The following is a 22,010-nucleotide window of genomic DNA, read 5'->3' on the forward strand; positions in this document are numbered from 1 at the left end:
ACTCCCCCATGTTCCGTGTTCTGAAACCCGTCATCGCTGCTTGTGCCCTGGCCGCTGGCCTGGCCCATGCCGCCTTCCCCGAGCGGCCTATCACCCTCGTGGTGCCCTACGCCCCCGGCGGCGCGGCCGACGCCGTGGCCCGCGTGGTGGCCACCCGCCTGGGCGCCAAGCTGGGCGGCAGCGTGATTGTGGACAACAAGGCGGGCGCCAGTGGCACCATTGGCGCGAGTTTTGTGGCCAAGGCCCCGGCGGATGGCTACACCATGCTGTACGACGCCACGCCACACTCCATCAACCCGCATCTGTTCCCCAAGATGCCGTATGCCAGCACCGCGCTGCAGCCACTGTCGCTGGTGCTGCTGGCGCCCAATGTGCTCATCGTGAAGGCCGATGCGCCCTACAAGAACGTGGGCGAGCTGATTGCCAAGGCCAAGGCGCAGCCCGGCAAGATCAACTTTGCCTCTGGCGGCAGCGGCACGGTGCAGCGCCTGGCGGCGGAGCTGATGGCCCAGAAGCTGGGCCTCGATATGGTGCATGTGCCCTACAAGAGCGGCGGCCCCGCCATCACCGACGTGATTGCGGGCCAGGTGGACTTCATGTTCGGCACCGTGGCCGCGACTTACCCGCATGTGGCGGGCGGCAAGCTGCGCGCGCTGGCCGTGTCGGCGCCCGAGCGTTCCAAGCGCCTGCCCGATGTGCCCACGGCGGCCGAGGCGGCCATCCCCGGTTATGAGGCCTATGAGTGGAACGGCGTGTTCCTGCCTGCGGGCGTGCCTGCCGACGTGGCCGCCAAACTGCAGCAGGCCCTGCAAGAGGTGTTGAAGGACGATGAAGTGAAACAGCGCCTGGCCGACCTGGGCGCCCAGCCCATCGGTTCCACGCCTGCGGAGTTTGCCGCCTTCCTCAAGAAGGAAGACAGCAAGTGGGGCGAGGTGGTGAAGAAGGGCAACATCAAACTCGACTGAGCCATGCCTTTGCCCGCGCTGACCACGCCCGTGCCGCACTCGGTGGGTCTGAACCGCCCGCAACGCCCGTTGCCGCCCGGCGCGTGCGACAGCCACATGCACATTTTCGATGCGCGTTTTGCACCGTCTGCCCACTGGCCGCGCACGCCGCCCGATGCGCCCGTGGCCGCCTACCGGCAGCTGCAGCAGCGCCTGGGCAGCACACGCACGGTGGTGGTTACGCCATCCACTTACGGCACCGACAACGCCTGCACGCTGGATGCGCTGGACCAGTTGGGTGACGACGCACGTGGCGTGGCTGTGGTGGACCCCCGCGTGAGCGATGCAGAGCTGGCCCGGCTGGCCGCGCGCCGCGTGTGCGGGCTGCGGGTCAACTTTGTCTCACCCCAATCGTGGGGCACCACCACGGCGCAGATGCTGAGCACGCTGGCGGGCAAGGTGGCACGGCATGCGGACTGCGGTGGCTGGCACATCCAGGTGTTCGCGCACCCGGAGCAAATCGTGGTGCTGGCGCCTGTGCTGCAGGCGCTGCCGGTGCCGCTGGTCATCGACCACCTGGGGCGCATCGACCCGGCCGAAGGTCCATCCGCCCAATCCTTTGGCGTGCTGCGCCGCTTGCTGGACAGCGGCAACACCTGGGTCAAGCTCTCGGGCGCCTACATGCGCTCTGCCGTGCAGGGCCCCAGCTACGCCGACACCCTGCCGCTGGGGCAAGCCCTGGTGCGGGCTGCCCCCAGTCACCTGGTGTGGGGCAGCGACTGGCCCCACACCACCGAGGCGCCGGGCACCGTGAACGATGCCGACCTGGTGGACCTGCTGCGCGCCTGGGCGGGCTCGGATGCCGCGATGGACCGTATCCTGGTGGACAACCCGGCGCGGCTGTATGGTTTCGGCGCCACCTCCTGACAACGAAAGCCTCTTCCATGTTTCTGCTGCAATCTCCCGAGGTCCGCGAGCTGGCGTTTTTCAGCTCTATGCCCGACACCTTCCGCCGCCCAGAGCGCAGCGCCTGGGCCGATGCCAACCGGGGCGGCACTGTCACCGATTCGTTCCTCGAAGGCCCGGTGTTCGACGACGCAGGCAACCTGTATGTGACCGACATCCCCTGGGGCCGCATTTTCCGCATCGACCCGCAGGGCGCGTGGACGCTGGTGGCCGAGTACGACGGCGAGCCCAATGGGATGAAGTTCATGGATGCGGGCACGCTGCTCATCACCGACTACAAGAACGGGTTGATGCGGCTCGATATCGCGACCGGCAGGGTCACGCCGTACCTGGAACGCCGCAACAGCGAGCGTTTCAAGGGCGTGAACGATTTGATCTTCGACGCCGACGGCAACCTGTACTTCACCGACCAGGGCCAGAGCGGCCTGCACGACCCGAGCGGGCGCCTGTACCGGCTGCGCCCTAATGGCCAGCTCGATCTGCTGCTGGCCAACGTGCCCAGCCCCAATGGCGTGGCCCTGTCGCCCGACGGCCGCGTGCTGTACCTGGCCGCCACACGTGGCAACTGCGTGTGGCGCGTGCCGCTGCTGCCCGATGGCAGCGTGGCCAAAGTGGGGCAGTTCTTCACGTCCTATGGCCCGAGCGGCCCCGACGGGCTGGCGGTGGACGCGAGCGGGCGCCTGTTGGTGGCCAACCCGGGCCTGGGTTATGTGTGGGTGCTCAACCACCGGGCCGAGCCCGTGCTGGTGCTGCGCGGGCCTGCCGGGGCGTCTACTACCAACCTGGCGTTTGGCGGGGCAGGGCGCACCACGGTGTTTGTGACCGACTCCACCCATGGCCACATCTTGTGCGCGCAGCTGGATGTGGGCGGGTTGCCGCTGGCGCTGCCGCGCTGACCTGGGGTAGACGCTTGCGTGGGGGCGGGGTGGCAGATTTTTGAAAACATCAATGGTGGGCCGGTGTTTTATTGAAATTGGCTATTGATGCGATTCAATCGATTCAATTTACCTGTCATCGATTGCTTCCTACCATCTGCCCTGTTGATGCGTTCATTCACGTTCCTACAGGAGATGCCCCATGACCACCGAAGCCAAGTGCCCCTTTGACCACACCAAGGCCGTGCCCACGGGCCCCCGTAATGCCGACTGGTGGCCCAACCAGCTCAATCTCCGCCCCCTGAACCAGAACTCCCCGCTGACCGACCCCATGGGGGACGACTTCAATTACGCCGAGGAATTCAAGAGCCTGGACTTGTCCGCCTTGAAGGCCGACCTGCGCGCGCTGATGACCGATTCGCAGGACTGGTGGCCTGCAGACTTTGGCCACTACGGTCCGCTGTTTGTGCGCATGGCCTGGCACAGCGCGGGCACCTACCGCCTGGCGGACGGGCGTGGTGGCGCAGGGGCTGGGCAGCAGCGTTTTGCGCCGCTCAACAGCTGGCCCGACAACGCCAATCTGGACAAGGCCCGCCGCCTGCTCTGGCCGGTCAAGCAGAAATACGGCCGCAAGATTTCGTGGGCCGACCTGATGATCCTCGCGGGCAACGTGGCGCTGGAATCCATGGGCTTCAAGACCTTCGGTTTTGCCGGTGGCCGCCCCGACGTATGGGAACCCGATGAAAACGTCTACTGGGGCGCTGAATCCACCTGGCTGGGCGGCGATAAGCGTTACAGCGGCGAGCGCGACCTGGCCAACCCCTTGGCCGCCGTGCAGATGGGGCTGATCTACGTGAACCCCGAGGGCCCCAACGGCAACCCCGATCCCATCGCTGCCGCACGCGACATCCGCGACACCTTTGCGCGCATGGCCATGGACGATGAAGAAACCGTGGCGCTGATTGCTGGCGGCCATACCTTTGGCAAGACCCATGGTGCGGGCGACGCGGCCCTGGTGGGCAAGGAGCCCGAGGGTGCAGGCATCGAGGAGCAGGGCCTGGGCTGGAAAAGCAGCCATGGGTCAGGCAAGGGGGGCGACACCATCACCAGTGGCCTGGAAGTGACCTGGACCACCACGCCCACACAGTGGAGCAACAACTTCTTTGAAAACCTGTTCGGCTACGAATGGGAGTTGACCAAGAGCCCGGCGGGCGCCCACCAGTGGACGGCCAAGGGGGCTGCGGCGACGATCCCGCACGCACACGACCCGTCGAAAAAGCTGGTGCCCACCATGCTCACCACCGACCTGTCGCTGCGCTTTGACCCGGCCTACGAAAAGATTTCGCGCCGCTTTTTGGCCCACCCTGAGCAGTTTGCCGACGCGTTTGCGCGTGCCTGGTTCAAGCTCACGCACCGCGACATGGGGCCCCGTGCGCGGTACCTGGGCGCTGAAGTGCCCGCCGAAGTGCTGGTGTGGCAAGACCCGATCCCGGCAGTGGACCACGCACTGGTCGATGCACAGGACATTGCTGTGCTCAAGGCCCAGGTGCTGGCCTCGGGTTTGTCGGTGGCTGAGTTGGTGTCCACGGCCTGGGCGTCTGCATCCACCTTCCGGGGCGGCGACAAGCGGGGTGGCGCCAACGGGGCCCGCATCCGTCTGGCGCCGCAGAAGGACTGGGCCGTGAACCAGCCTGCGCAGCTGTCCAAGGTGCTGGGCCAGCTTGAGAAGATCCAGCAGTCCTTCAATGCGGCACAGAGTGGCGGCAAAAAGATATCGCTGGCCGACCTGATCGTGCTGGCCGGTGGCGCTGCTGTGGAGGCTGCGGCGAAGCAGGCCGGGCAGAGCGTGACCGTGCCCTTCACCCCGGGCCGCACGGATGCTTCGCAAGAGCAGACAGATGTGCCTTCGTTCGAGGTGATGGAGCCCGTGGCCGATGGCTTCCGCAACTACGTGCGCCCTGGCCTGGAAGGCGCTGTGGCCGAACTGCTGGTGGACCGTGCCAACCAGCTGACGCTGACCGCGCCGGAGATGACGGTGCTGATCGGTGGTCTGCGCGTGCTGGGCGCCAATGTGGGGCAGGTGTCTCATGGCGTCTTCACGCAGCGCCCCGGCGCGCTGAGCAATGACTTCTTTGTGAACCTGCTCGACATGTGCACCCAATGGCAGAAGTCGGCCACCTCGGCGGGCGTGCTGGAAGGTGTTGACCGCAGCACGGGCGCCAAAAAGTGGACCGGCACGGTGGCCGACCTGGTGTTTGGCTCCAATGCGGTGCTGCGTGCGCTGGCCGAGGTCTATGCCAGCAGCGATGCCCAGGCGGTTTTTGTGCAGGACTTCGCCCGCGCCTGGACCAAGGTCATGAATCTCGACCGGTTTGATCTGGCGGCGGGCAAGGTCTGAACGTTGCGCCCACGCCCCCTGCAGGTCCCAAGGGACGCTGCAGGGGGCGTTTTTATGGGTGTGCGCCTTGTGCCTGAATGGGGCGGCTACGATGGCAGCCCCAACTGAACCAGAGAGCCCGCATGACGCAACCATCCACCCCCTCCACCAAGGACTTCGACAAAGGCCTGGCCACGCGCAAGCAGGTCATGGGCGAGGACTTTGTGGCCAATGCCTTTGGCAATGCCACGGAGTTCACCCAGCCGATCCAGGAGTTCATCACCCGCAATGCCTGGGGCGATGTGTGGCAGCGGCCGGGGCTGGACATGAAGACGCGCAGCCTGATCACGGTGGCGTTTCTTACCGCGCTGGGCAAGCAGCATGAGCTTAAGGGCCACGTGCGCGGCGCGCTCAACAATGGCGCCACGTCGGCGGAGATCCAGGAGGTGCTGCTGCACGCCAGCATCTACTGTGGCCTGCCCACGGCGTTGGAGGCCTTCCGCACGGCCGCCGAGGTGATCGACGGGCCCAAGAAGGGCTGACGATGCGGTCTTCCGTTTGGACTGCTTCCTGTCGCCCGTAGAACTGGCATGTACCAAGCCAGCGCCACCGTGGAACTGGCTTTGCCAGGCCACTGGTGGCCTCCCCCTCAGGGGCTGAGGGCCGCGGCTCCAAGCCTGCCTGCGCAGGCTTGAACGAGCCCGAAGAGTCACCGCTTCTGGCGGTGGCACCGAGGCGCGAAGCGACTCAGGGGGAACCTATCCGCCCGCCAGGAGCTTGTGCACCAGGTCGGCGGCGGTGGAGGCGTTGTACTTGCGCATGAGACGCGCTCGGTAGATCTCCACCGTGCGGTGGCTGATCTCCAGCGCCCGGCCGATCTCCTTGGAGGTCAGGCCCTCCAGCAGGCGCGCCGCCACCTCGCGTTCGCGGCCCGTGAGTTCGGCCTTCACGGTGCGCTGCGAGCTCAGGTCCTCAAAGCTCCAGATGCCCGAAGCGTGCGGATTTTCGCGGTTGAGCGCGCGGCCCGACACATGGCACCAGAACACCTCGCCGTTGGCGCGCTTCATGATGCGGTTGTCCGCATAGTGGCCTTTGGCGTTGAGGATGGGCTCCATGTGCGCGCCCAGGCGTTCGTACTCGTCGGCGCTTGGGTAAAGTACCTGGAACGACTGGCCGATGAGCACTTCACGCGAGGCGCCGAACATCTCGCAGACATGGCGGTTGCAATCGACCATGGTGCGGTTGCGTGACAACACCAGCCCCACGGGGGCCATGTCGAAAGCCAGTCGGTAGTCAACGTCCATAGTGCAAGTCTTTACGAGAAACTACTTATTTAGATACGTAGTATCGTAGCGTATCCCAATTCATAAGGAGATCGTGGTGAACAAGATATTCCCCTCCGCAGCCGAGGCCCTGAAGGGCGTGGTTGCAGACGGCCAGCTGATGGCTGTGGGCGGTTTCGGGCTGTGTGGCATTCCTGAAGCCCTGATCGACGCGCTGCGCGATTCGGGTGCGAAGAACCTCACCGTGATCTCCAACAACGCCGGCGTGGACGGTTTTGGCCTGGGCAAGCTGCTCGAAACCCGCCAGATCAAGAAGATGATCTCGTCCTATGTGGGCGAGAACAAGGAGTTCGAGCGCCAATACCTGGCGGGCGAGCTGGAGCTGGAATTCACCCCCCAGGGCACGCTGGCCGAAAAGCTGCGTGCGGGCGGCGCGGGCATCCCGGCCTTTTTCACCAAGACTGGCGTGGGCACCATCGTGGCCGACGGCAAGGAACTGCGCGAATTTGATGGCGAAACCTATGTGATGGAGCGCTCCCTGGTGCCCGAGGTCTCGCTGGTCAAGGCTGACGTGGCCGACAAGTCGGGCAACCTGCGTTTCAACCTCACCGCACGCAATTTCAATCCCGCCGCCGCCACCGCAGGCAAGGTCTGCATCGTTGAAGTGGAAAAGATCGTGGAAGTGGGCGAGTTGGCCCCCGACGACATCCACCTGCCCGGCATCTATGTGCACCGCATCGTGCTCAATGCCAACCCCGAAAAGCGCATCGAAAAGCGCACGATCACAGAAAAAGCAGGAGCCTGACCATGCCGTGGACCCAAGACCAGATGGCCGCACGTGCGGCGCAAGAACTCGAAGACGGTTTCTATGTGAACCTGGGCATCGGCATCCCCACGCTGGTGGCCAATTTCACCGGTGACAAGGAAGTGTGGCTGCAGTCCGAGAACGGCATGCTGGGCATCGGCCCGTTCCCGACCGAAGACAAGGTGGACCCGGACCTGATCAACGCTGGCAAGCAGACGGTAACCACCATCAAGGGCTCGTCCATTTTCGGCAGCGACCAGTCGTTTGCCATGATCCGTGGCGGCAAGATCAATTTGTCCATCCTGGGCGCCATGCAGGTCAGCGAAAAGGGCGACCTGGCCAACTGGATGATCCCCGGCAAGATGGTCAAGGGCATGGGCGGCGCCATGGACCTGGTGGCCGGCGTCAAGCGCGTGATCGTGCTCATGGAGCACGTGGCCAAGAAGAAAGACGGGACCGAGGACCTCAAGATCCTGCCCGCCTGTACGCTGCCCCTGACGGGCGTGGGCGTGGTGGACCGCATCATTACCGATTTGGCCGTGCTGGACGTGACGCCGCAAGGCCTCAAACTGGTGGAACTGGCTCCGGGCGTAACCTTCGAGGCCCTGCAGGCCAAGACCAGCGTCACGCTGATCCCGTAATCCCCTCGCAGCCAGCCAGGGCCAAGGGCTACTTGTTGGCTGCACGGAATGCAGCAAAAAGGCCGGGGCCCCACAAGGGGCCCCGGCCTTTTTATGGCATTTGCACTTCGCGACCGGCCTGCACAGGCCGGTTGGAATTACATGGCGCTGAATTCGCCCGAAGGGATCTGGCCGGTGCGCAGGGCCTCAGCAGCCAGGGCACGCACAGCAGCACGGTCGGCCGTGGACTTGTAGGTCACCACACGCGAACCAGCGGGTTCGATGCTGCGGGTCTGGGCCACGGTGGCGGCTTCAGCAGCCACTTCAGCGCGGGTGCGGTTCGTGTCGAACTTCAGGGCGAACTGCGAGCCGTCGGCTTCGTCAGCGTGGGCGCCGAAGGCAGAGAAAGCAGCCACAGCGGCGATGGAGATGATGCGAGCGGTCTTGTTCATGGTGAAACTCCGGTGAAATTCAGAAATTGGGGTTCAAGTAATCAGAGAGGGTGGGCATTGAATCCAGCGGATTCAGCTCAGCCACGCTCGCCGTAAGCGATCTGGCCGGTGCGCACAGCGTCAGCAGCCTGGGCACGCACAGCAGCGCGGTCGGCAGTGCTCTTGTAAGTCACCACACGCGAACCAGCGGGTTCGATGCTGCGGGTCTGGGCCACGGTGGCGGCTTCGGCGGCCACTTCGGCGCGGGTGCGATTGGTTTCGAACTTCGTGGCGAACTGCGAAGCATCGGCTTCGTCAGCGTGGGCGCCAAAAGAGGCGAAAGCAGCGACAGCGGCAATGGAGAGGAAACGTGCGGTGTTGTTCATGATGAAAATCCTTGAAGTTAAAAAAGCGGCTCAAAAAACCGGAGCAAAGAGCCAAAAACTGAAAGCTGCTTCAAACCGGGTTCGGTGAGTCGCCTTGCGGGTTCGGCTCATCGATGGGGTGAACTGTACGCGGGTAAAGGTCACAGAAAAACCACCGGGTCGCGAACTAACTGTTCCAGCATTGGAAACAATCGGCGTGGAACTTTTCAGGGTTTACCCAAGACTGACTGTCCATGGAGCGCAAAAAGCGGGCTTTAGCCATCCACATTCCATGAAAACCCTGATGCGGATTTGGAACGGTGCAACCGGCGGTTTTCGTGGCGAAAAGCGCCGTGGCAGCCGGTGATCGCGCTCCCCCAGGCGGTGCAAGGGGGCCTTTGGCAGGCCACGGTCGGCACTTGATGTGCATCAAGACCATGCGGTGTCGAAGAGCGTTTTGTGTCAGTGCCCCGCAAGAGAACGTCATATAGTCCGAGGTAACGATTTGTTGTTCCTCGCATGACAGACCCCCTCGATTCGGCGGACATTGATACCGCTGACAGCCCCCATTACCTGCGCGCGTTGACCGACATGGCCGACCGCCGCACGGTGGTGGCGGACGCCGCCATTTACACCGACAACGGCATCAAACTGGTGGAGAAGGGCGCCCGCATCGACAGCCGCCTGTACGACCGCCTGGTGCAGCACAAGCTGCGCGAACCCATCGATCGCCACCTGTCCATCGAAAACCCCGTGGACGTGCCCGCCTTGCTGGCAGCGGGGCAGGCGCTCATTGAGCAGGAGGCCTTGCCCAACATGCTGGCCGAGGCGCTGGGCCCCTCGGCGGCCTGCCTGCTGGCGCCGCTGCGCTCCTTGGTCCTGCCAGCGCCCATGGCCTGCAAGCTCACGGTCATGCGCGACCAGCGCCCCGAATTGTTCGAACACAGCTTGCAGATGATGACCGTGGCCGTGTTCTTGGGCATCAAGAGTGGGCTGGCGGAGCGTGACTGCGGCACCCTGGCTGCTGCGGCCTTGTTGCACGACCTGGGCGTGCTGCACATGGACCCCGCCTGGAGCGACCCCGACCACAAGGTGGTGGGGGTGCAGCGCAAGCACCTGGTGGCGCACCCCATCACGGCCATGCTGATGATCCGCGACACCAAGGTGTACGCCCGTGCCGCCGAGGTGGCGGTGCTGGAGCACCACGAGCGCATGGACGGCAGCGGCTACCCGCGTGGCCTGGCCGGTGCCGACATCACGCCCATGGGGTGCATCCTGTTGCTGGCCGAGGTGGTGACTGCGTTCTACGAAAAATACGAGGACATGCCCGCGCAGCGGCTGTCGCTGGTGCTGCGGCTCAACCACCGCAAATTCCCTTCCGCGCTCGTGGCCCACATCCTGCCGTTGCTGCAGGAAGAGGTGGCACGCGAATCGGCCCTGATGCCGCTGGGCAATGATGCTCCCCGCCAGATTGACCTGCTGGCCGAGGCCTTTACCTACTGGGATCAGCTCAAGGCGGCCCTGCCCCCCGGTGCTGCCAAGGCCCCGGCAGACAGCGCCTTTGCATTCACCGATTCCCGCTTGTTGGCACTGCAGAAAGCCTTGATCGAGGCGGGCTCTCACCCCCAGCACCAGGGCGAATTGCTGGCGCAGTTGCAGGGCGATGCCATCGGCATGGCCGAAGTGGCCCTGGTGGGGCGGGAGGCGCTGTGGCAGCTGCAGAGCATCCTGAACGCCAGCCACCGCCGCTGGCCCCAGCTGTCGGACCGCGCCACGCCCATGGATGCGGCTGTGGCGGACTGGTGCGACTGGGCGCTGCAGCGGCTCTGACACGCCTCAAGGCGCGTGCAGAGGGCACGCTGGTGGCTCGCCTGCTGCGAAAGGTAAATCGCTGTTCCACCGCCATGCCGTAGGCATGGCTTGGCCTGAGCATGGCGAGGGGCCACAGGCCTTTTCGGCCTTGCCTGCAAGCGCTAGCAGCCCCATGCCCCCTCAGACCCTGGCGCCATCCCTTTCCGGCTCGCCATGCTTCAAAATACTGGTTATATTTACAGCATTCTTGTTCTTTGAAGCCCCGTCCCCGCCATGCCCGCGCCCAGCCTGTCCTTGCGGATTGCGCCCGATCTGCCCTCTGCCGTGCCCGGTGTCTGGCATGCCGATGCCCTGGGGGCGGGCCCGCAGGCGGCCCAGCCCACGGGGTACGCGCCGCTGGATGCCCAATTGCCGGGCGGGGGCTGGCCGCTGGGTGCGCTGTGCGAGGTGCTGCAGCCCTTGGCGGGCCTGCATGAGTGGCTGTTGGTATTGCCTGCGCTGGCACAGGCCACGGCCCGCCGCGCAGGGGCCGTGGTGGCGGTGGCACCCCCTTGCGAGCCCTTTGGCCCGGCACTGAAGGCGCAGGGGCTGCTGCCCGAGCGGCTGTGTGTGGTGCGGGCCGACAGCGCCCGTGCGGCATTCTGGGCGGCCGAACAGGCGCTGCGGTGCAGCGATGTGCTGGCCGTCATGGCCTGGCTGCCGCAGGCCCCCGCTGCAGCCTTGCGCAGATTGCAGCTGGCGGCGGCGCAGCTACAGCAACTGCTGTGGGTATTTCGCCCGATCAGCGCCGCGCCACAGGCATCGCCAGCCCTGCTGCGGCTTCAGGTGCAGGGGCGGTGGCTGTCTGCCGATACATCCGCGCCTGCCGCGCCCGGTATGCAGGTGCAGATCCTCAAGCGCCGGGGGCCGCCCCTGGTGCAGGCGCTCGATCTGCCGGGCTGCCACCCCCGGCTGGCGCAGGCACTGGCGGCGCAGGCCGAGCGCCGCCACGCCGCGCAGGTGGTGGCCCGCGCCATGGTGGCGCGTTACAACGCAGCGGCCTCGGGGGGCCAGGCGGCGCAGCCCATGCGTCCGGAGCCCGCAGTGGCGGCGCTGCAGGGGAGGGGGCATGCACTGGATCGCATTGCCGCTGCCATGGCGGGATGAGCCCGCAGCCAGCCCGGCCAATACCGGGGCGGCGGCTGCGGCTGGCACGATGGCTGCGCCCGCCGCAGGCTGGTGGGCCCTGCGCTTTACCCCGCGCGTGGCGCTGGTGGATGGCGACACCGTGCTGCTGGAGGTCTCGACCACCGAGCGCCTTTGGGGCGGGCGCGATGCCTTGCGGGTCTTGGTGTTGCAGGCCTGGGCCGAAGCCTCCGGGGGGCTGGCAGACACCAAGGCAGCCGGGGCGGAGGATGTGCCGTCGCCACAACCGATACCACCGCAGCAATCACCCGCCATGCAGGCCCACTGGGGTTGTGGGCCCACGGCCCTGGTAGCGCAGGCCTGGCTGCGCATGGCGCTGGCCGGGCATCCACCACGAGGGCAAGAAGGACGGCCAGGGCAAGACAGGGCAGCGGTGCACACCCTGCCTTTGCACACCCTGACCGCCTTGCGCCCGCATGTGGCCAGCCTGGAGCGCATGGGCTGCCGCACCTGGGGCGCATTGTGGGCACTGCCGCGTGCCGGGCTGGCCCGGCGCCTGGGGGCTGGGGTGTTGCGGGTGCTGGACCAGGCCCTGGGCGAAGCCCCCGAAGCCCATGCCTGGCTGGAGCTGCCCGAGCAGTTTGCGCTGGCCACCGAATTGCCTGCACTGGCCACCTCGGCCGACGCCCTGCTGTGGAGCGCCCACCGTTGCCTCACGGCCTTGCAGGGCTGGCTGCAGGCGCGCCAGCAGGGCGCACTGGCGCTGGAGCTGGCCTGGCGCCACGACCTGCGGCGCATCGACGGGGTGGTGATCGCCCCCACGCAGGCCCTGCTGGTGCGCACCGCCCAGGCCACGCAGGACATGGCGCACCTGCGGCGCCTGCTGTCTGAAAACCTGGCGCGCACCACCCTGGCCGCACCGGCCAACCAGATCACGCTGCGCCTGCTGGAGTCGGCACCGCTGCCGCACCGCAGTGCCAGCCTGCTGCCGCCCGGCGATCATGGTGGCGGTTGCCCTGGCGGTGCCGACAACCCTGCGTCCCCAGGCGAAGCCTTGCACCAGCTGCTGGAGCGCCTGTCGGCCCGCCTGGGGCCCGAACAGGTGCAGGCCCCCGTGCTGATGGCCGACCACCGCCCCGAGCTTATGCAGCAGTGGCGCCCCGCAGCCGAGGTGCTGGGCCGCCCATCCACCCGGCGCTCTGCCGCCACCAGCGCAGGCGGCGGGGCCGAGGCCGCGCTGGATGCCAGCCCGGACGCCTTGCTGCTGCCCCCCTGGCTGCTGAACCCGCCCCAGCGGCTGGCCGTGCAGGGCAACCGCCCCTGCCACCATGGCCTGCTGCGCCTGCTGGCCGGGCCCCACCGCTTCGAGGCGGGCTGGTGGTCTGCGGGCGATGGCGGGGCAGACGACCCCACACCCCCCGGCACTGGCCTGGCCTTGCGCGACTACTTTGTGGCGCACAACGCGGTGGCGGGCCTGGTGTGGGTGTTCCGCGAGCGGCTGGCGCCGCTGCCCGAAGGCTCGCAGGCGATGGCGCGGCCCCCTCGCTGGTTTCTGCATGGTGTGTTTTGAAACACCCCCTGTACGGCTTCCCCCGCTCTCGCAGCGCTGTGCGATGCGGGCAGGAGGGCGCCGCCAGCGCGGCGGGTGGCCCTTGTGCGGCGGCCCTCGCCTTGGGCGCGCCAGTTTCAATCCTGGTGGGTGGCGCGCAGCGCCATAGGGAATGGAGATGACTGCATCCTTGCCGGGCTATGCTGAGCTGCACTGCCTGTCCAACTTCAGCTTTCAGCGCGGGGCATCGCACCCGCACGAGCTGGTGGAGCGCGCGGCCAAACTGGGCTACCAGGCCCTGGCGCTGACCGATGAATGTTCGGTGGCCGGCGTGGTGCGCGCCTGGAAGGCCGCCCAGCCCACGGGCCTGCACCTCATCGTGGGCAGCGAGTTTCTGTGGGGCGACCTGCGGCTGGTGGCCCTGGCGCGCGACGCCGAGGGCTGGGGCAACCTGTGCGAGTTCATCTCGGCCGCGCGCCGTGCGGCGCCCAAGGGCCAGTACCACGTGGGCCCGGCCAGCTCCTGGCACCTGCTGCAGGGGTGCGAGCTGCTGCTGGCGCCTTGCCGCAAACGCTTTGATGCTATTAATTTAATAGCTATTGAGGCTTGTCTTTCGCGCGCAAAGACCTGTTTTGGCTCTGATTTTGACGGCCATATCTGGCTGGCGGTCGAACTGCACCTGGCCCCCGACGACGGCCTGTGGCTGGCCACGCTGCAGCGCGTGGGCGCACAGCTGGGCCTGCCGCTGGTGGCGGCGGGCGACGTGCACATGCACGCCCGCTCGCGCAAGCCGCTGCAGGACGTGATCACCGCCGTGCGCCTGGGCTGCAGCGTGGCCGAGTGCGGGTTTGCGCTGCAGCCCAATGCCGAGCGCCACCTGCGCCAGCGCGTGCGGCTGGCGGGCATCTACCCGCCCGAGCTGCTGGCGGCCACGCTCACGGTGGCCGGGCGCTGCACTTTTCGGCTGGACGAGATCAAGTACCAGTACCCGCGAGAGACCGTACCCGAAGGCATGACCCCCGCCCAGGCGCTGGCCTGGCTGGTACAGACCGGCGTGGAAGGCGAGTACCCGCAGGGCGCCCCCCAGCGGGTGCTGGACCAGATCCGCAAAGAGCTGGACCTGATCGCGCACTGCCAGTACGAGATGTACTTCCTCACCGTGCACGACATCGTGCGCTACGCCCGCAGCCAGAAGATCCTGTGCCAGGGGCGCGGCTCTGCCGCCAACTCAGTGGTCTGCTACATGCTGGGGATCACGGCCGTGCCGCCCGAGAACACCCACCTGCTGTTCGAACGCTTCATCAGCAAGGAGCGCAAGGAGCCGCCCGACATCGACGTGGACTTCGAGCACGACCGGCGCGAGGAGGTGATCCAGTACATCTACGACAAATACGGCCGCGACCGCGCCGCCATTGCCGCCGTCGTCACCAGCTACCGCACGCGCAGCGCCCTGCGCGACGTGGGCAAGGCCCTGGGCGTGGCGCCCGCGCTGGTCGATGCGTTTGCCAAGGACCACCACTGGTTTGACGAAACCTTCGCCGCCGACCGCCTGCAGGAACTGGCGCAGGCGGTTGGCGCCGCGCTGCACCCGCACACCGCCACGCTGTGGCTGGAGCTGGCAGCCGACCTCCAGGGCTTTCCGCGCCACCTCAGCCAGCATGTGGGCGGCTTCGTGCTCACCCAGGGCAAGCTCACGCGGCTGGTGCCGGTCGAGCCCGCCAGCATGAAGGAGCGCTCCGTCATCCAGTGGGACAAGGACGACCTCGATGACATGGGCCTGCTCAAGGTCGATGTGCTGGCCCTGGGCATGCTCAGCGCGCTGCGCCGCTGCCTGCAGCTGCGGGCCGTGCTGCGCGGCGAGCACTGGGGCCTCAAGGACATCCCGCACGAAGACCCCGCCACCTACGACATGATCTGCGCCGCCGACACCGTGGGCGTGTTCCAGATCGAAAGCCGCGCCCAGATGAGCATGCTGCCCCGCCTGCGCCCGCGCACGTTCTACGACCTGGTGGTCGAGGTTGCCATCGTGCGGCCCGGCCCCATCCAGGGCGGCATGGTGCACCCGTACCTCAAGGCGCGCGAGCGCAGGCGGCAGGGCCTGCCGCTGGAGCTGGAAAAGCCCGAACTGGAAGAAGCCCTCGAACGCACGCTGGGCGTGCCCATCTTCCAGGAGCAGGTGATGCAGATCGCCATGATCGCCGCCGGGTTCACGCCCGGCATGGCCGACGACCTGCGCCGGTCCATGGCCGCCTGGAAGCGCAAGGGCGGCGTGCACCGGTTCGAGCGGCCTCTTATTGGCGGTATGGAGGCGCGCGGCTACCGCACCGAATTTGCCCAGGCCATCTTCCAGCAGATGCTCGGCTTTGGCGAATACGGTTTTCCTGAAAGCCACGCCCACAGCTTTGCCCTGCTGGCCTACGCCAGCAGCTGGCTCAAGTGCCACGAGCCCGCGTGTTTCCTGGCATCGCTGCTCAACTCGCTGCCCATGGGCTTCTACACCGCCTCGCAGCTGGTGCAGGACGCACGCCGCCACGGCGTGCGCGTGCTGCCCATCGACGTGAGCCACAGCGACCACGACTGCACGCTGGAAGGCCCCGCCGAACACCTGCTGCCTGCCAAGGGCCTGCCCCGGCCACAGCAGCCGCAGCCCGCTGTGCGCCTGGGCCTGTGCCTGGTCGGCTGCCTGGGCAAAGGCGCGGCAGACCGCCTGGTGCTGGCCCGCGCCACATCGCCCTTCAGCACCACCGAAGACCTGGCCCTGCGCGCCCAACTGAGCCAGCAGGATGTGCAGGCCCTGGCCGCCGCCGATGCACTGGCCAGCCTCTCAGGCCACCGGCGCCAACAGATGTGGGACGCCGCCGCCCAGCACAGCGCCCCGGCCCTGCTGCGCGATGTGCCCGTGCTCGAAGCACCGCTGGCGCTGCCAGCCGCCCCCGAGGGCGAAGAAATCCTGTTCGACTACGCCGCCACCGGCCTCACCCTGCGCCGCCACCCACTGGCCCTGCTGCGCCCGCGCCTGGCCAGCTGGCGCCTGCAGACCGCGCTGCAGCTGGTGGCCACGCCCCACGGCCGCCAGGTGCGCGCCTGCGGCATCGTCACCGTGCGCCAGCGCCCAGGCACCGCCAAGGGCACCATGTTCGTCACCCTCGAAGACGAAACCGGCCCCGTCAACGTCATCGTCTGGCCCGCCATGGTGGACCGCTGGCGCAACGCTCTGCTCAGATCCCAACTGCTGGCCGTGGAAGGCCTGTGGCAGTGCAGCGTGCCCGAGGGCGGCAGCGCACATTCCTCCACCTCAGGCCAGGCACCCGCCGTGGTGCGCCACCTCGTGGCCCAGCGCTTCAAGGACCTGACCCCGCTGCTCGGCCGCATGGCCCAGGCGCTGCACGGCAGCCGGGATTTTCATTGAGCCAGCGGGGTGAGAACGGCACACCAAGACCGGCAGAAATTGATATGTGACAGGAAAAAGGAGAAGTTGTTGCTGGTGGCAATCAGTGACACTGATTTTTGTGGTAATCAATAATAATTCGCATTACGATGGAGTCAAACAACCAAAAGCACCAGAGAGGGAAAGCACCGTGGAAGTTCGATCGTCTTCAGAAGGCGAGGCATTGCCGTGCCCTGCAACCACAACTGCAACTTGCCAGCGGGGGATAGAAAGCCTCGCCGCCCTGTGCGTCATAGCCCGCTTCCACCAGGTAGCCGCAGACCCTGCCACCCTAGCCCACCAGTTGGGCCTGCAGCCCAGCGACGCAGCCAGCGTGGACGACCAACTCCGCGCCGCCAAACACCTGGGCCTCAAAGCCAAACTCTCGCGCACCACCATTGACCGCCTGCCACTGAGCCCACTGCCCGCCCTGGCCCTGCTGCGCGCGGACGATGGCACGGTGCGCACCGTGGTGCTGGCCCAATGCGACGGCCAGCGGGTGCTCTTGCAAGACCCCGCCGCATCCGGTGCGGGTGCCCGCCCCGTCATCGACTCCATGGAAGCCTTCGCTGCCCAATGGACGGGCGAACTCATCCTCATCACCAGCCGCGCCAGCCTGGCGGGCGAGCTGGCCAAGTTCGACTTCTCCTGGTTCATCCCCAGCCTTATCAAACACCGCAAGCTGCTGGGTGAGGTGCTGCTCATCTCCTTCATGCTGCAGCTCTTCGCCCTGGTCAGCCCGCTGTTCTTCCAGGTCGTGATGGACAAAGTGCTCGTGCACCGGGGCATCACCACGCTCGATGTGCTCGTCATCGGCCTGGTGGTGGTTGTGGTGTTCGAGAGCCTGCTCAACGCCCTGCGCACCTACGTCTTCAGCCACACTACCAGCCGCATCGACGTGGAACTGGGTGCGCGCCTCTTCCGCCACCTGGTGCAACTGCCCCTGGCCTACTTCCAGGCCCGCCGCGTAGGCGACTCGGTGGCCCGCGTGCGCGAGCTGGAGAACATCCGCAGCTTCCTCACCGGCAACGCCCTCACTGTTGTGCTCGACGTGCTGTTCTCGGTGATCTTCATCGCCGTCATGCTGTTCTACAGCGTGCCGCTGACCCTCATCGTGCTGGTGAGCCTGCCGCTGTACTTTGGCCTGAGCCTGGCCGTGGTGCCCATCCTGCGCAGGCGGCTGGACGTCAAGTTTGCCCGGGGTGCAGAAAACCAATCCATGCTGGTCGAAACCGTCACCGGCATCCAGACCGTCAAGGCCAGCGCGCTGGAGCCCTCGTTTGCCCGCCGCTGGGACAACCAGCTCGCCGCCTACGTCAGCGCCAGCTTCAAGACCCAGAACCTCGCCAGCTGGGCCCACGAAGGCGTCAACCTCATTGGCAAACTCGTCAACGCCGCCACCCTCTGGTACGGCGCCCACCTGGTCATGGGGGGTGAACTCACCGTGGGCCAGTTTGTGGCCTTCAACATGTTTGCCCAGCGCGTGGCCCAGCCCATCATGCGCATGGCCCAGCTGTGGACCGACTTCCAGCAGACCGGCATCTCCATGGCCCGCCTGGGCGACATCCTGAACACCCGCACCGAAGTGCCCCCCAGCAGCGCCGCCCAACTGCCCCCCATCAAAGGCCGCATCACCCTGGACGGCATCCACTTCCGCTACCGCCCCGAAGCCGCCCCCGTGCTCGGCGGCGTGAGCCTGGATGTGCGCCCTGGCGAGGTCATCGGCATCGTCGGCCGCTCCGGCTCCGGCAAAAGCACCCTCACAAAATTAGTCCAGCGCCTGTACACCCCCGAACAAGGCCGTATCCTGGTGGACGGCATCGACATCAGCCTCATCGACGCCGCCCAGCTGCGCCGCCAGGTGGGCGTGGTGCTGCAAGAAAACCTGCTCTTCAACCGCAGCGTGCGCGAGAACATCGCCATTGCCGACCCCGCCGCCCCCATCGAAGCCGTGGTCCACGCCGCCCAACTGGCCGGCGCCCACGACTTCATCAGCGAACTGCCCGAAGGCTACGACACCCTGGTGGGCGAACAAGGCGGCAGCCTCTCGGGCGGGCAGCGCCAGCGCATCGCCATCGCCCGCGCACTGTTCACCAACCCCCGCATCCTCATCCTGGACGAAGCCACCAGCGCGCTCGACTACGAGAGCGAGGCCATCATCCAGCGCAACATGCAGCACATCTGCCAGGGTCGCACCGTGCTCATCATTGCCCACCGCCTGAGCGCGGTAAGACACGCCCACCGCATCATCGTCATGGACAAAGGCCGCATCGTGGAAGCCGGCCCGCACGACGCCCTGATCCAGAAACAGCAAGGCCTGTACGCCCACCTGTGGCGCATGCAAGATGGCAGCGGCCGGGCCACAGCGCCATCCACACCCGGCGGCGGCAACCACCCCACACAAGAGGTGGCGGCATGAACAGCGCAGCACAGACAACGGCACAGCCAACAGCGCAGGCAGCCACCCCCCGCCATCCGGCCAGCGAACTGCTGGCCCGCTACCGCGCCATCTTCCAAGCCGCCTGGCAACACCGCCACGAACTGGCTGGCCCCGCCCGCCTGGCCGACGAACAGGCCTTCCTGCCCGCAGCCCTGAGCCTGCAGGAAACCCCCGTGCACCCGGCACCCCGGCGCATCGCCTACGTGCTCATGGCCCTGTTCCTCATCGCCCTGGCCTGGGCCATCCTGGGCAAGATCGACATCGTGGCCGTGGCCCCCGGCCGCATCATCGTGAGCGACCGCACCAAAGTCATCCAGCCCCTGGAGCGCAGCGTGGTCCAGCGCATCCTCGTCAAAGACGGCGACCACGTACAAGCAGGCCAGCCCCTGGTAGAGCTGGACCCCACCACCGCCCAGGCCGACAAAGCCAGCCTGGTGGAGACCCGCAAGGCCGCCCAGTCCGAATGGCTGCGCGCGCAGATCCTGCAGAAAATGCTATCAAAACAAGAGCTATCAGCATCCACCCATCAGGCGGTGGATGCCAAAAAAGCCATCAATCAAGAGCTTCGCCAGGACACCCCAGCAGACTGGACCCCCACCGACAAGGCCGACACCCAGGCCCAACTGGCCGCCGAGTGGAGCGACATCACCGCCCGCCTGGCCAAACTGTCTGCCGAACACCAGCGCCGCCAGGCCGAAATGGCCACCGTGCGCGCCATGATCGGCAAGCTCGAAGCCACCCTGCCCATCGCCCGCCAGCGCGAACAAGACTTCCAGGCGCTCACTACCCAAGGCTTCATGTCCGGCCACGCCAACCAGGACCGCACCCGCGAACGCATCGAGCTCGAACGCGACCTGGCCACCCAGCAAGCCCGCTACCAGGAAGCCCAGGCCGCCCTGCGCGAAGCCGAACACACCCGCAGCGCCTACCTGGCAGAAACAAGACGCTCTTTAAGCGAACGCCAGGCCCAGGCGGACCTCAAGCGCCACCAAACCGGGCAAGAACTCACCAAAGCCACCCAGCGCGAACAACTCGCCACCCTCACGGCCCCGGTGTCAGGCACCGTGCAACAACTGGCCCTGCACACCGAAGGCGGCGTGGTCACCGAAGCCCAAGCTCTCATGGTCATCGTTCCCGATGCCGCCAGCGTCAGCGCCGAGGTCACGCTGGAGAACAAGGACATCGGGTTTGTGGCCCCGGGGCAGGAGGTTGCCATCAAGCTGGAGACCTTCCCGTTCACAAGGTACGGCACCGTCAAAGCCAGCGTGGACAAGGTCACGCAGGACGCGGTGAATGACGAGAAGCGCGGGGCGATCTTCCCGGCGACGCTGAAACTGAACCAGACCAGCATCGACATTGATGGCAAGCTCATAAAACTCGCGCCGGGGATGAATATCACGGCGGAGATCAAGACGGGACAGCGAAGAGTCATTGAATATCTGCTCAGTCCGATTCAGAGGGCGGGGAGTGAGAGTTTGAGGGAGCGGTGAGCCATCGAGGTTCAGCTCCGAATTTATCCAAAACCAAAGTGACATCAGAGGAAATCACTATGAACAACATGCAGTTTGACCAAGCAACACAGACCTACCGGGGCGCAGTCGGGCCCTACCTTATCAGCGAAGACAGCCTGGCCTTCGGGACGCACAAGCCCCTGCAACTACCCTTGGACTGGGCGCCCCAGTCGTATCTGGACGGGCTTTCCACCTATTGGCAGGACCAAGCGTTGCGGGGGGTGTGGGAGAGCGTCTTCACCAAGCCGCATCTGCTTGCGCAACCACCAGGGGGCCAGGATGCTTTGGTGCAGCAGTTGGTACAGGCTATGGCGGGGTTTGCAGCGCCCGCCATGGGGCAGGTGGAAGCGTCTTTGGGGCAGCTAGTTAATGCGTTTCAGATGTGGGGCGTGGATGCAGGCGCATAAATGGCCGATAAATCGATAATAAGACGTGCAGGTAGCGGTGCGACCACGCAATTGAGAAAAGTGCTGATATTTGTGAAAAATCTTGAGATCATTAATAATGGAGAAAAATGACTCAACCAAATACTATTGAAATGATTTGTTCGCAACGCTGTGCCAAATTGAATTTTTCAATCAATTTAACAAAATCTGAGAAGAGGTCAATTTATGAGAATTAGTCTACGATTTCCATCTGCGACCAAATCCGCTTTACTCATCTTATTTTCATTGCACGCCACCGCCTATGGTTCCAGCGGTGGCATGTACATCCCTACGCCGTGCGAGAGGGAATGGGGGCGTAGTGCCTTTGTTCAGCCAATGCCACCAGAGCAAATAAGAGCTCAGGAATCATGGGCTAAGAATGGCGACGCCGATGCCCAATACTTCATGGGCCTGGCCGCGCAGGACAAGGACGACCGCCTAGCCTGGCTCAAAAAGGCTATCGCCAACGGCTCCAAAGGCGCAGCCGCCTACTATGCCTACGTGCTGGATCCGCGCTGGAAGACCGAGCCCGTCGACCCCGCAGAACCTGATGGCGAGCGCAAACCAATCAGCCCGCCCCTTCTCAAAGAGTTGCTGCAGCCTGTGATCGATGCGGCAGAGGCTGGCGAACCCCAGGCCGCGACTTGGTTGATGGAGATGGGACGTGCCCGTTGGAATTACCGTTCCTACCCCGATCACCCCATATTAAAAATCACCGACATACCCAAGTGGGCGGAGATCGCCGCACGTGGTGGCAATCCGGCAGCGGCAGAATGGCTTTGCACAGCACATGACAAGAACCTGAGCGAGGTTCCTGGCGTGGAAAAAAAGGATGATGCACAAGCTTTTTACTGGTGTTCCATGGCTGCTCCCAGAGCTTGCTCAGTTGGGGCGAAATTATCGCTATCGAAACTTTACGACAAGGGGCGCGGGGTTGCACCTTCTAAAACCATGGCCGAATACTGGATCGCTCGCTTTCGAAAATCCCTGCGATCAATTCAAATAGAAGGCCTTTTTCCGCCCCAACTTAATTCCTCAAAATAAATTCAGAGTTT

General features: G+C 65.6%; 18 protein-coding genes. 15 read left to right on the forward strand and 3 right to left on the reverse strand.

Translation table 11 applies throughout. The features are described from left to right. Window positions 1-8: 8 nt before the first annotated feature. From ACYZGB_RS03035 to ACYZGB_RS03055, 5 genes are all read left to right on the forward strand, one after another. The gene (locus ACYZGB_RS03035) at window positions 9-965 is read left to right on the forward strand and encodes a tripartite tricarboxylate transporter substrate binding protein (protein ID WP_462386727.1); all 957 of its coding nucleotides are present in this window, start codon (window positions 9-11) and stop codon (window positions 963-965) included. A gap of 3 nt (window positions 966-968) precedes the next feature. Further along, window positions 969-1,871, forward strand: a complete 903-nt coding sequence (locus ACYZGB_RS03040) for an amidohydrolase family protein (RefSeq protein ID WP_462386728.1) — start codon at window positions 969-971, stop codon at window positions 1,869-1,871. A gap of 17 nt (window positions 1,872-1,888) precedes the next feature. Beyond that, entirely contained in the window at window positions 1,889-2,806 is a 918-nt protein-coding gene (locus tag ACYZGB_RS03045; RefSeq protein ID WP_462386729.1) for an SMP-30/gluconolactonase/LRE family protein, read from the forward strand. A 181-nt stretch (window positions 2,807-2,987) separates the two neighbouring features. After that, entirely contained in the window at window positions 2,988-5,183 is a 2,196-nt protein-coding gene (gene katG, locus ACYZGB_RS03050) for a catalase/peroxidase HPI (RefSeq protein WP_462386730.1), read from the forward strand. A gap of 122 nt (window positions 5,184-5,305) precedes the next feature. Beyond that, on the forward strand, window positions 5,306-5,704 hold the full coding sequence (locus tag ACYZGB_RS03055) for a carboxymuconolactone decarboxylase family protein (protein ID WP_462386731.1): 399 nt from the start codon (window positions 5,306-5,308) through the stop codon (window positions 5,702-5,704). A 216-nt stretch (window positions 5,705-5,920) separates the two neighbouring features. Here the strand turns inward: ACYZGB_RS03055 and ACYZGB_RS03060 are convergent, their stop codons facing one another. Further along, window positions 5,921-6,466 carry a PAS and helix-turn-helix domain-containing protein gene (locus tag ACYZGB_RS03060; protein ID WP_094290661.1) on the reverse strand — a complete coding sequence of 182 codons (546 nt, stop codon included), beginning with the start codon at window positions 6,464-6,466 and terminating at the stop codon, window positions 5,921-5,923. Between the two features lie 76 nt (window positions 6,467-6,542). On the opposite strand from ACYZGB_RS03060, the gene ACYZGB_RS03065 reads away from it, so the two are divergent. Continuing rightward, the gene (locus ACYZGB_RS03065) at window positions 6,543-7,250 is read left to right on the forward strand and encodes a CoA transferase subunit A (protein WP_063462793.1); all 708 of its coding nucleotides are present in this window, start codon (window positions 6,543-6,545) and stop codon (window positions 7,248-7,250) included. Between the two features lie 2 nt (window positions 7,251-7,252). Beyond that, window positions 7,253-7,891 carry a 3-oxoacid CoA-transferase subunit B gene (locus ACYZGB_RS03070; protein ID WP_462386732.1) on the forward strand — a complete coding sequence of 213 codons (639 nt, stop codon included), beginning with the start codon at window positions 7,253-7,255 and terminating at the stop codon, window positions 7,889-7,891. A 137-nt stretch (window positions 7,892-8,028) separates the two neighbouring features. Here ACYZGB_RS03070 and ACYZGB_RS03075 read toward each other — a convergent pair whose 3' ends face one another. Together ACYZGB_RS03075 and ACYZGB_RS03080 are read right to left on the reverse strand one after the other, a co-directional pair. Next, window positions 8,029-8,322, reverse strand: a complete 294-nt coding sequence (locus ACYZGB_RS03075) for a DUF4148 domain-containing protein (protein WP_108617545.1) — start codon at window positions 8,320-8,322, stop codon at window positions 8,029-8,031. Window positions 8,323-8,399: 77 nt separating this feature from the next. Beyond that, the gene (locus ACYZGB_RS03080) at window positions 8,400-8,687 is read right to left on the reverse strand and encodes a hypothetical protein (protein ID WP_063459199.1); all 288 of its coding nucleotides are present in this window, start codon (window positions 8,685-8,687) and stop codon (window positions 8,400-8,402) included. 498 nt (window positions 8,688-9,185) lie between these two features. Between ACYZGB_RS03080 and ACYZGB_RS03085 the strand changes: the two genes are divergently transcribed. The 8 genes from ACYZGB_RS03085 (at window position 9,186) to ACYZGB_RS03120 (ending at window position 21,999) form a co-directional block, all read left to right on the forward strand. Next, window positions 9,186-10,496, forward strand: a complete 1,311-nt coding sequence (locus tag ACYZGB_RS03085) for an HD-GYP domain-containing protein (RefSeq protein WP_462386733.1) — start codon at window positions 9,186-9,188, stop codon at window positions 10,494-10,496. Window positions 10,497-10,751: 255 nt separating this feature from the next. After that, on the forward strand, window positions 10,752-11,624 hold the full coding sequence (gene imuA, locus ACYZGB_RS03090; protein ID WP_462386734.1) for a translesion DNA synthesis-associated protein ImuA: 873 nt from the start codon (window positions 10,752-10,754) through the stop codon (window positions 11,622-11,624). Beyond that, the gene (locus tag ACYZGB_RS03095; RefSeq protein ID WP_462386735.1) at window positions 11,587-13,173 is read left to right on the forward strand and encodes a Y-family DNA polymerase; all 1,587 of its coding nucleotides are present in this window, start codon (window positions 11,587-11,589) and stop codon (window positions 13,171-13,173) included. The genes imuA and ACYZGB_RS03095 overlap by 38 nt, the downstream gene beginning before the upstream one ends. A 157-nt stretch (window positions 13,174-13,330) precedes the next feature. Beyond that, complete coding sequence (locus tag ACYZGB_RS03100) at window positions 13,331-16,561, forward strand: error-prone DNA polymerase (RefSeq protein ID WP_462386736.1); 3,231 nt, start codon at window positions 13,331-13,333, stop codon at window positions 16,559-16,561. A 202-nt stretch (window positions 16,562-16,763) separates the two neighbouring features. After that, on the forward strand, window positions 16,764-18,998 hold the full coding sequence (locus ACYZGB_RS03105; protein ID WP_462386850.1) for a type I secretion system permease/ATPase: 2,235 nt from the start codon (window positions 16,764-16,766) through the stop codon (window positions 18,996-18,998). Then, on the forward strand, window positions 18,995-20,509 hold the full coding sequence (locus ACYZGB_RS03110; protein ID WP_462386737.1) for an HlyD family type I secretion periplasmic adaptor subunit: 1,515 nt from the start codon (window positions 18,995-18,997) through the stop codon (window positions 20,507-20,509). Before ACYZGB_RS03105 ends, ACYZGB_RS03110 begins: the two co-directional genes overlap by 4 nt. A gap of 59 nt (window positions 20,510-20,568) precedes the next feature. After that, complete coding sequence (locus ACYZGB_RS03115) at window positions 20,569-20,937, forward strand: hypothetical protein (protein ID WP_462386738.1); 369 nt, start codon at window positions 20,569-20,571, stop codon at window positions 20,935-20,937. Window positions 20,938-21,201: 264 nt separating this feature from the next. Then, window positions 21,202-21,999, forward strand: a complete 798-nt coding sequence (locus ACYZGB_RS03120; protein WP_462386739.1) for an SEL1-like repeat protein — start codon at window positions 21,202-21,204, stop codon at window positions 21,997-21,999. Window positions 22,000-22,010: the final 11 nt, after the last annotated feature.

The sequence above is a fragment of the Acidovorax sp. Q11 genome (genome assembly GCF_054950075.1).

Excerpts from the sequence above, each read along its gene's own strand:
- ACYZGB_RS03035 (WP_462386727.1), top strand. The coding sequence starts at position 9 with ATGTTCCGTGTTCTGAAACCCGTCATCGCTGCTTGTGCCCTGGCCGCT.
- ACYZGB_RS03040 (WP_462386728.1), top strand. The coding sequence starts at position 969 with ATGCCTTTGCCCGCGCTGACCACGCCCGTGCCGCACTCGGTGGGTCTG.
- ACYZGB_RS03045 (WP_462386729.1), top strand. The coding sequence starts at position 1,889 with ATGTTTCTGCTGCAATCTCCCGAGGTCCGCGAGCTGGCGTTTTTCAGC.
- katG (WP_462386730.1), top strand. The coding sequence starts at position 2,988 with ATGACCACCGAAGCCAAGTGCCCCTTTGACCACACCAAGGCCGTGCCC.
- ACYZGB_RS03055 (WP_462386731.1), top strand. The coding sequence starts at position 5,306 with ATGACGCAACCATCCACCCCCTCCACCAAGGACTTCGACAAAGGCCTG.
- ACYZGB_RS03060 (WP_094290661.1), bottom strand. The coding sequence starts at position 6,466 with ATGGACGTTGACTACCGACTGGCTTTCGACATGGCCCCCGTGGGGCTG.
- ACYZGB_RS03070 (WP_462386732.1), top strand. The coding sequence starts at position 7,253 with ATGCCGTGGACCCAAGACCAGATGGCCGCACGTGCGGCGCAAGAACTC.
- ACYZGB_RS03075 (WP_108617545.1), bottom strand. The coding sequence starts at position 8,322 with ATGAACAAGACCGCTCGCATCATCTCCATCGCCGCTGTGGCTGCTTTC.
- ACYZGB_RS03080 (WP_063459199.1), bottom strand. The coding sequence starts at position 8,687 with ATGAACAACACCGCACGTTTCCTCTCCATTGCCGCTGTCGCTGCTTTC.
- ACYZGB_RS03085 (WP_462386733.1), top strand. The coding sequence starts at position 9,186 with ATGACAGACCCCCTCGATTCGGCGGACATTGATACCGCTGACAGCCCC.
- imuA (WP_462386734.1), top strand. The coding sequence starts at position 10,752 with ATGCCCGCGCCCAGCCTGTCCTTGCGGATTGCGCCCGATCTGCCCTCT.
- ACYZGB_RS03095 (WP_462386735.1), top strand. The coding sequence starts at position 11,587 with ATGCACTGGATCGCATTGCCGCTGCCATGGCGGGATGAGCCCGCAGCC.
- ACYZGB_RS03100 (WP_462386736.1), top strand. The coding sequence starts at position 13,331 with ATGACTGCATCCTTGCCGGGCTATGCTGAGCTGCACTGCCTGTCCAAC.
- ACYZGB_RS03110 (WP_462386737.1), top strand. The coding sequence starts at position 18,995 with ATGAACAGCGCAGCACAGACAACGGCACAGCCAACAGCGCAGGCAGCC.
- ACYZGB_RS03115 (WP_462386738.1), top strand. The coding sequence starts at position 20,569 with ATGAACAACATGCAGTTTGACCAAGCAACACAGACCTACCGGGGCGCA.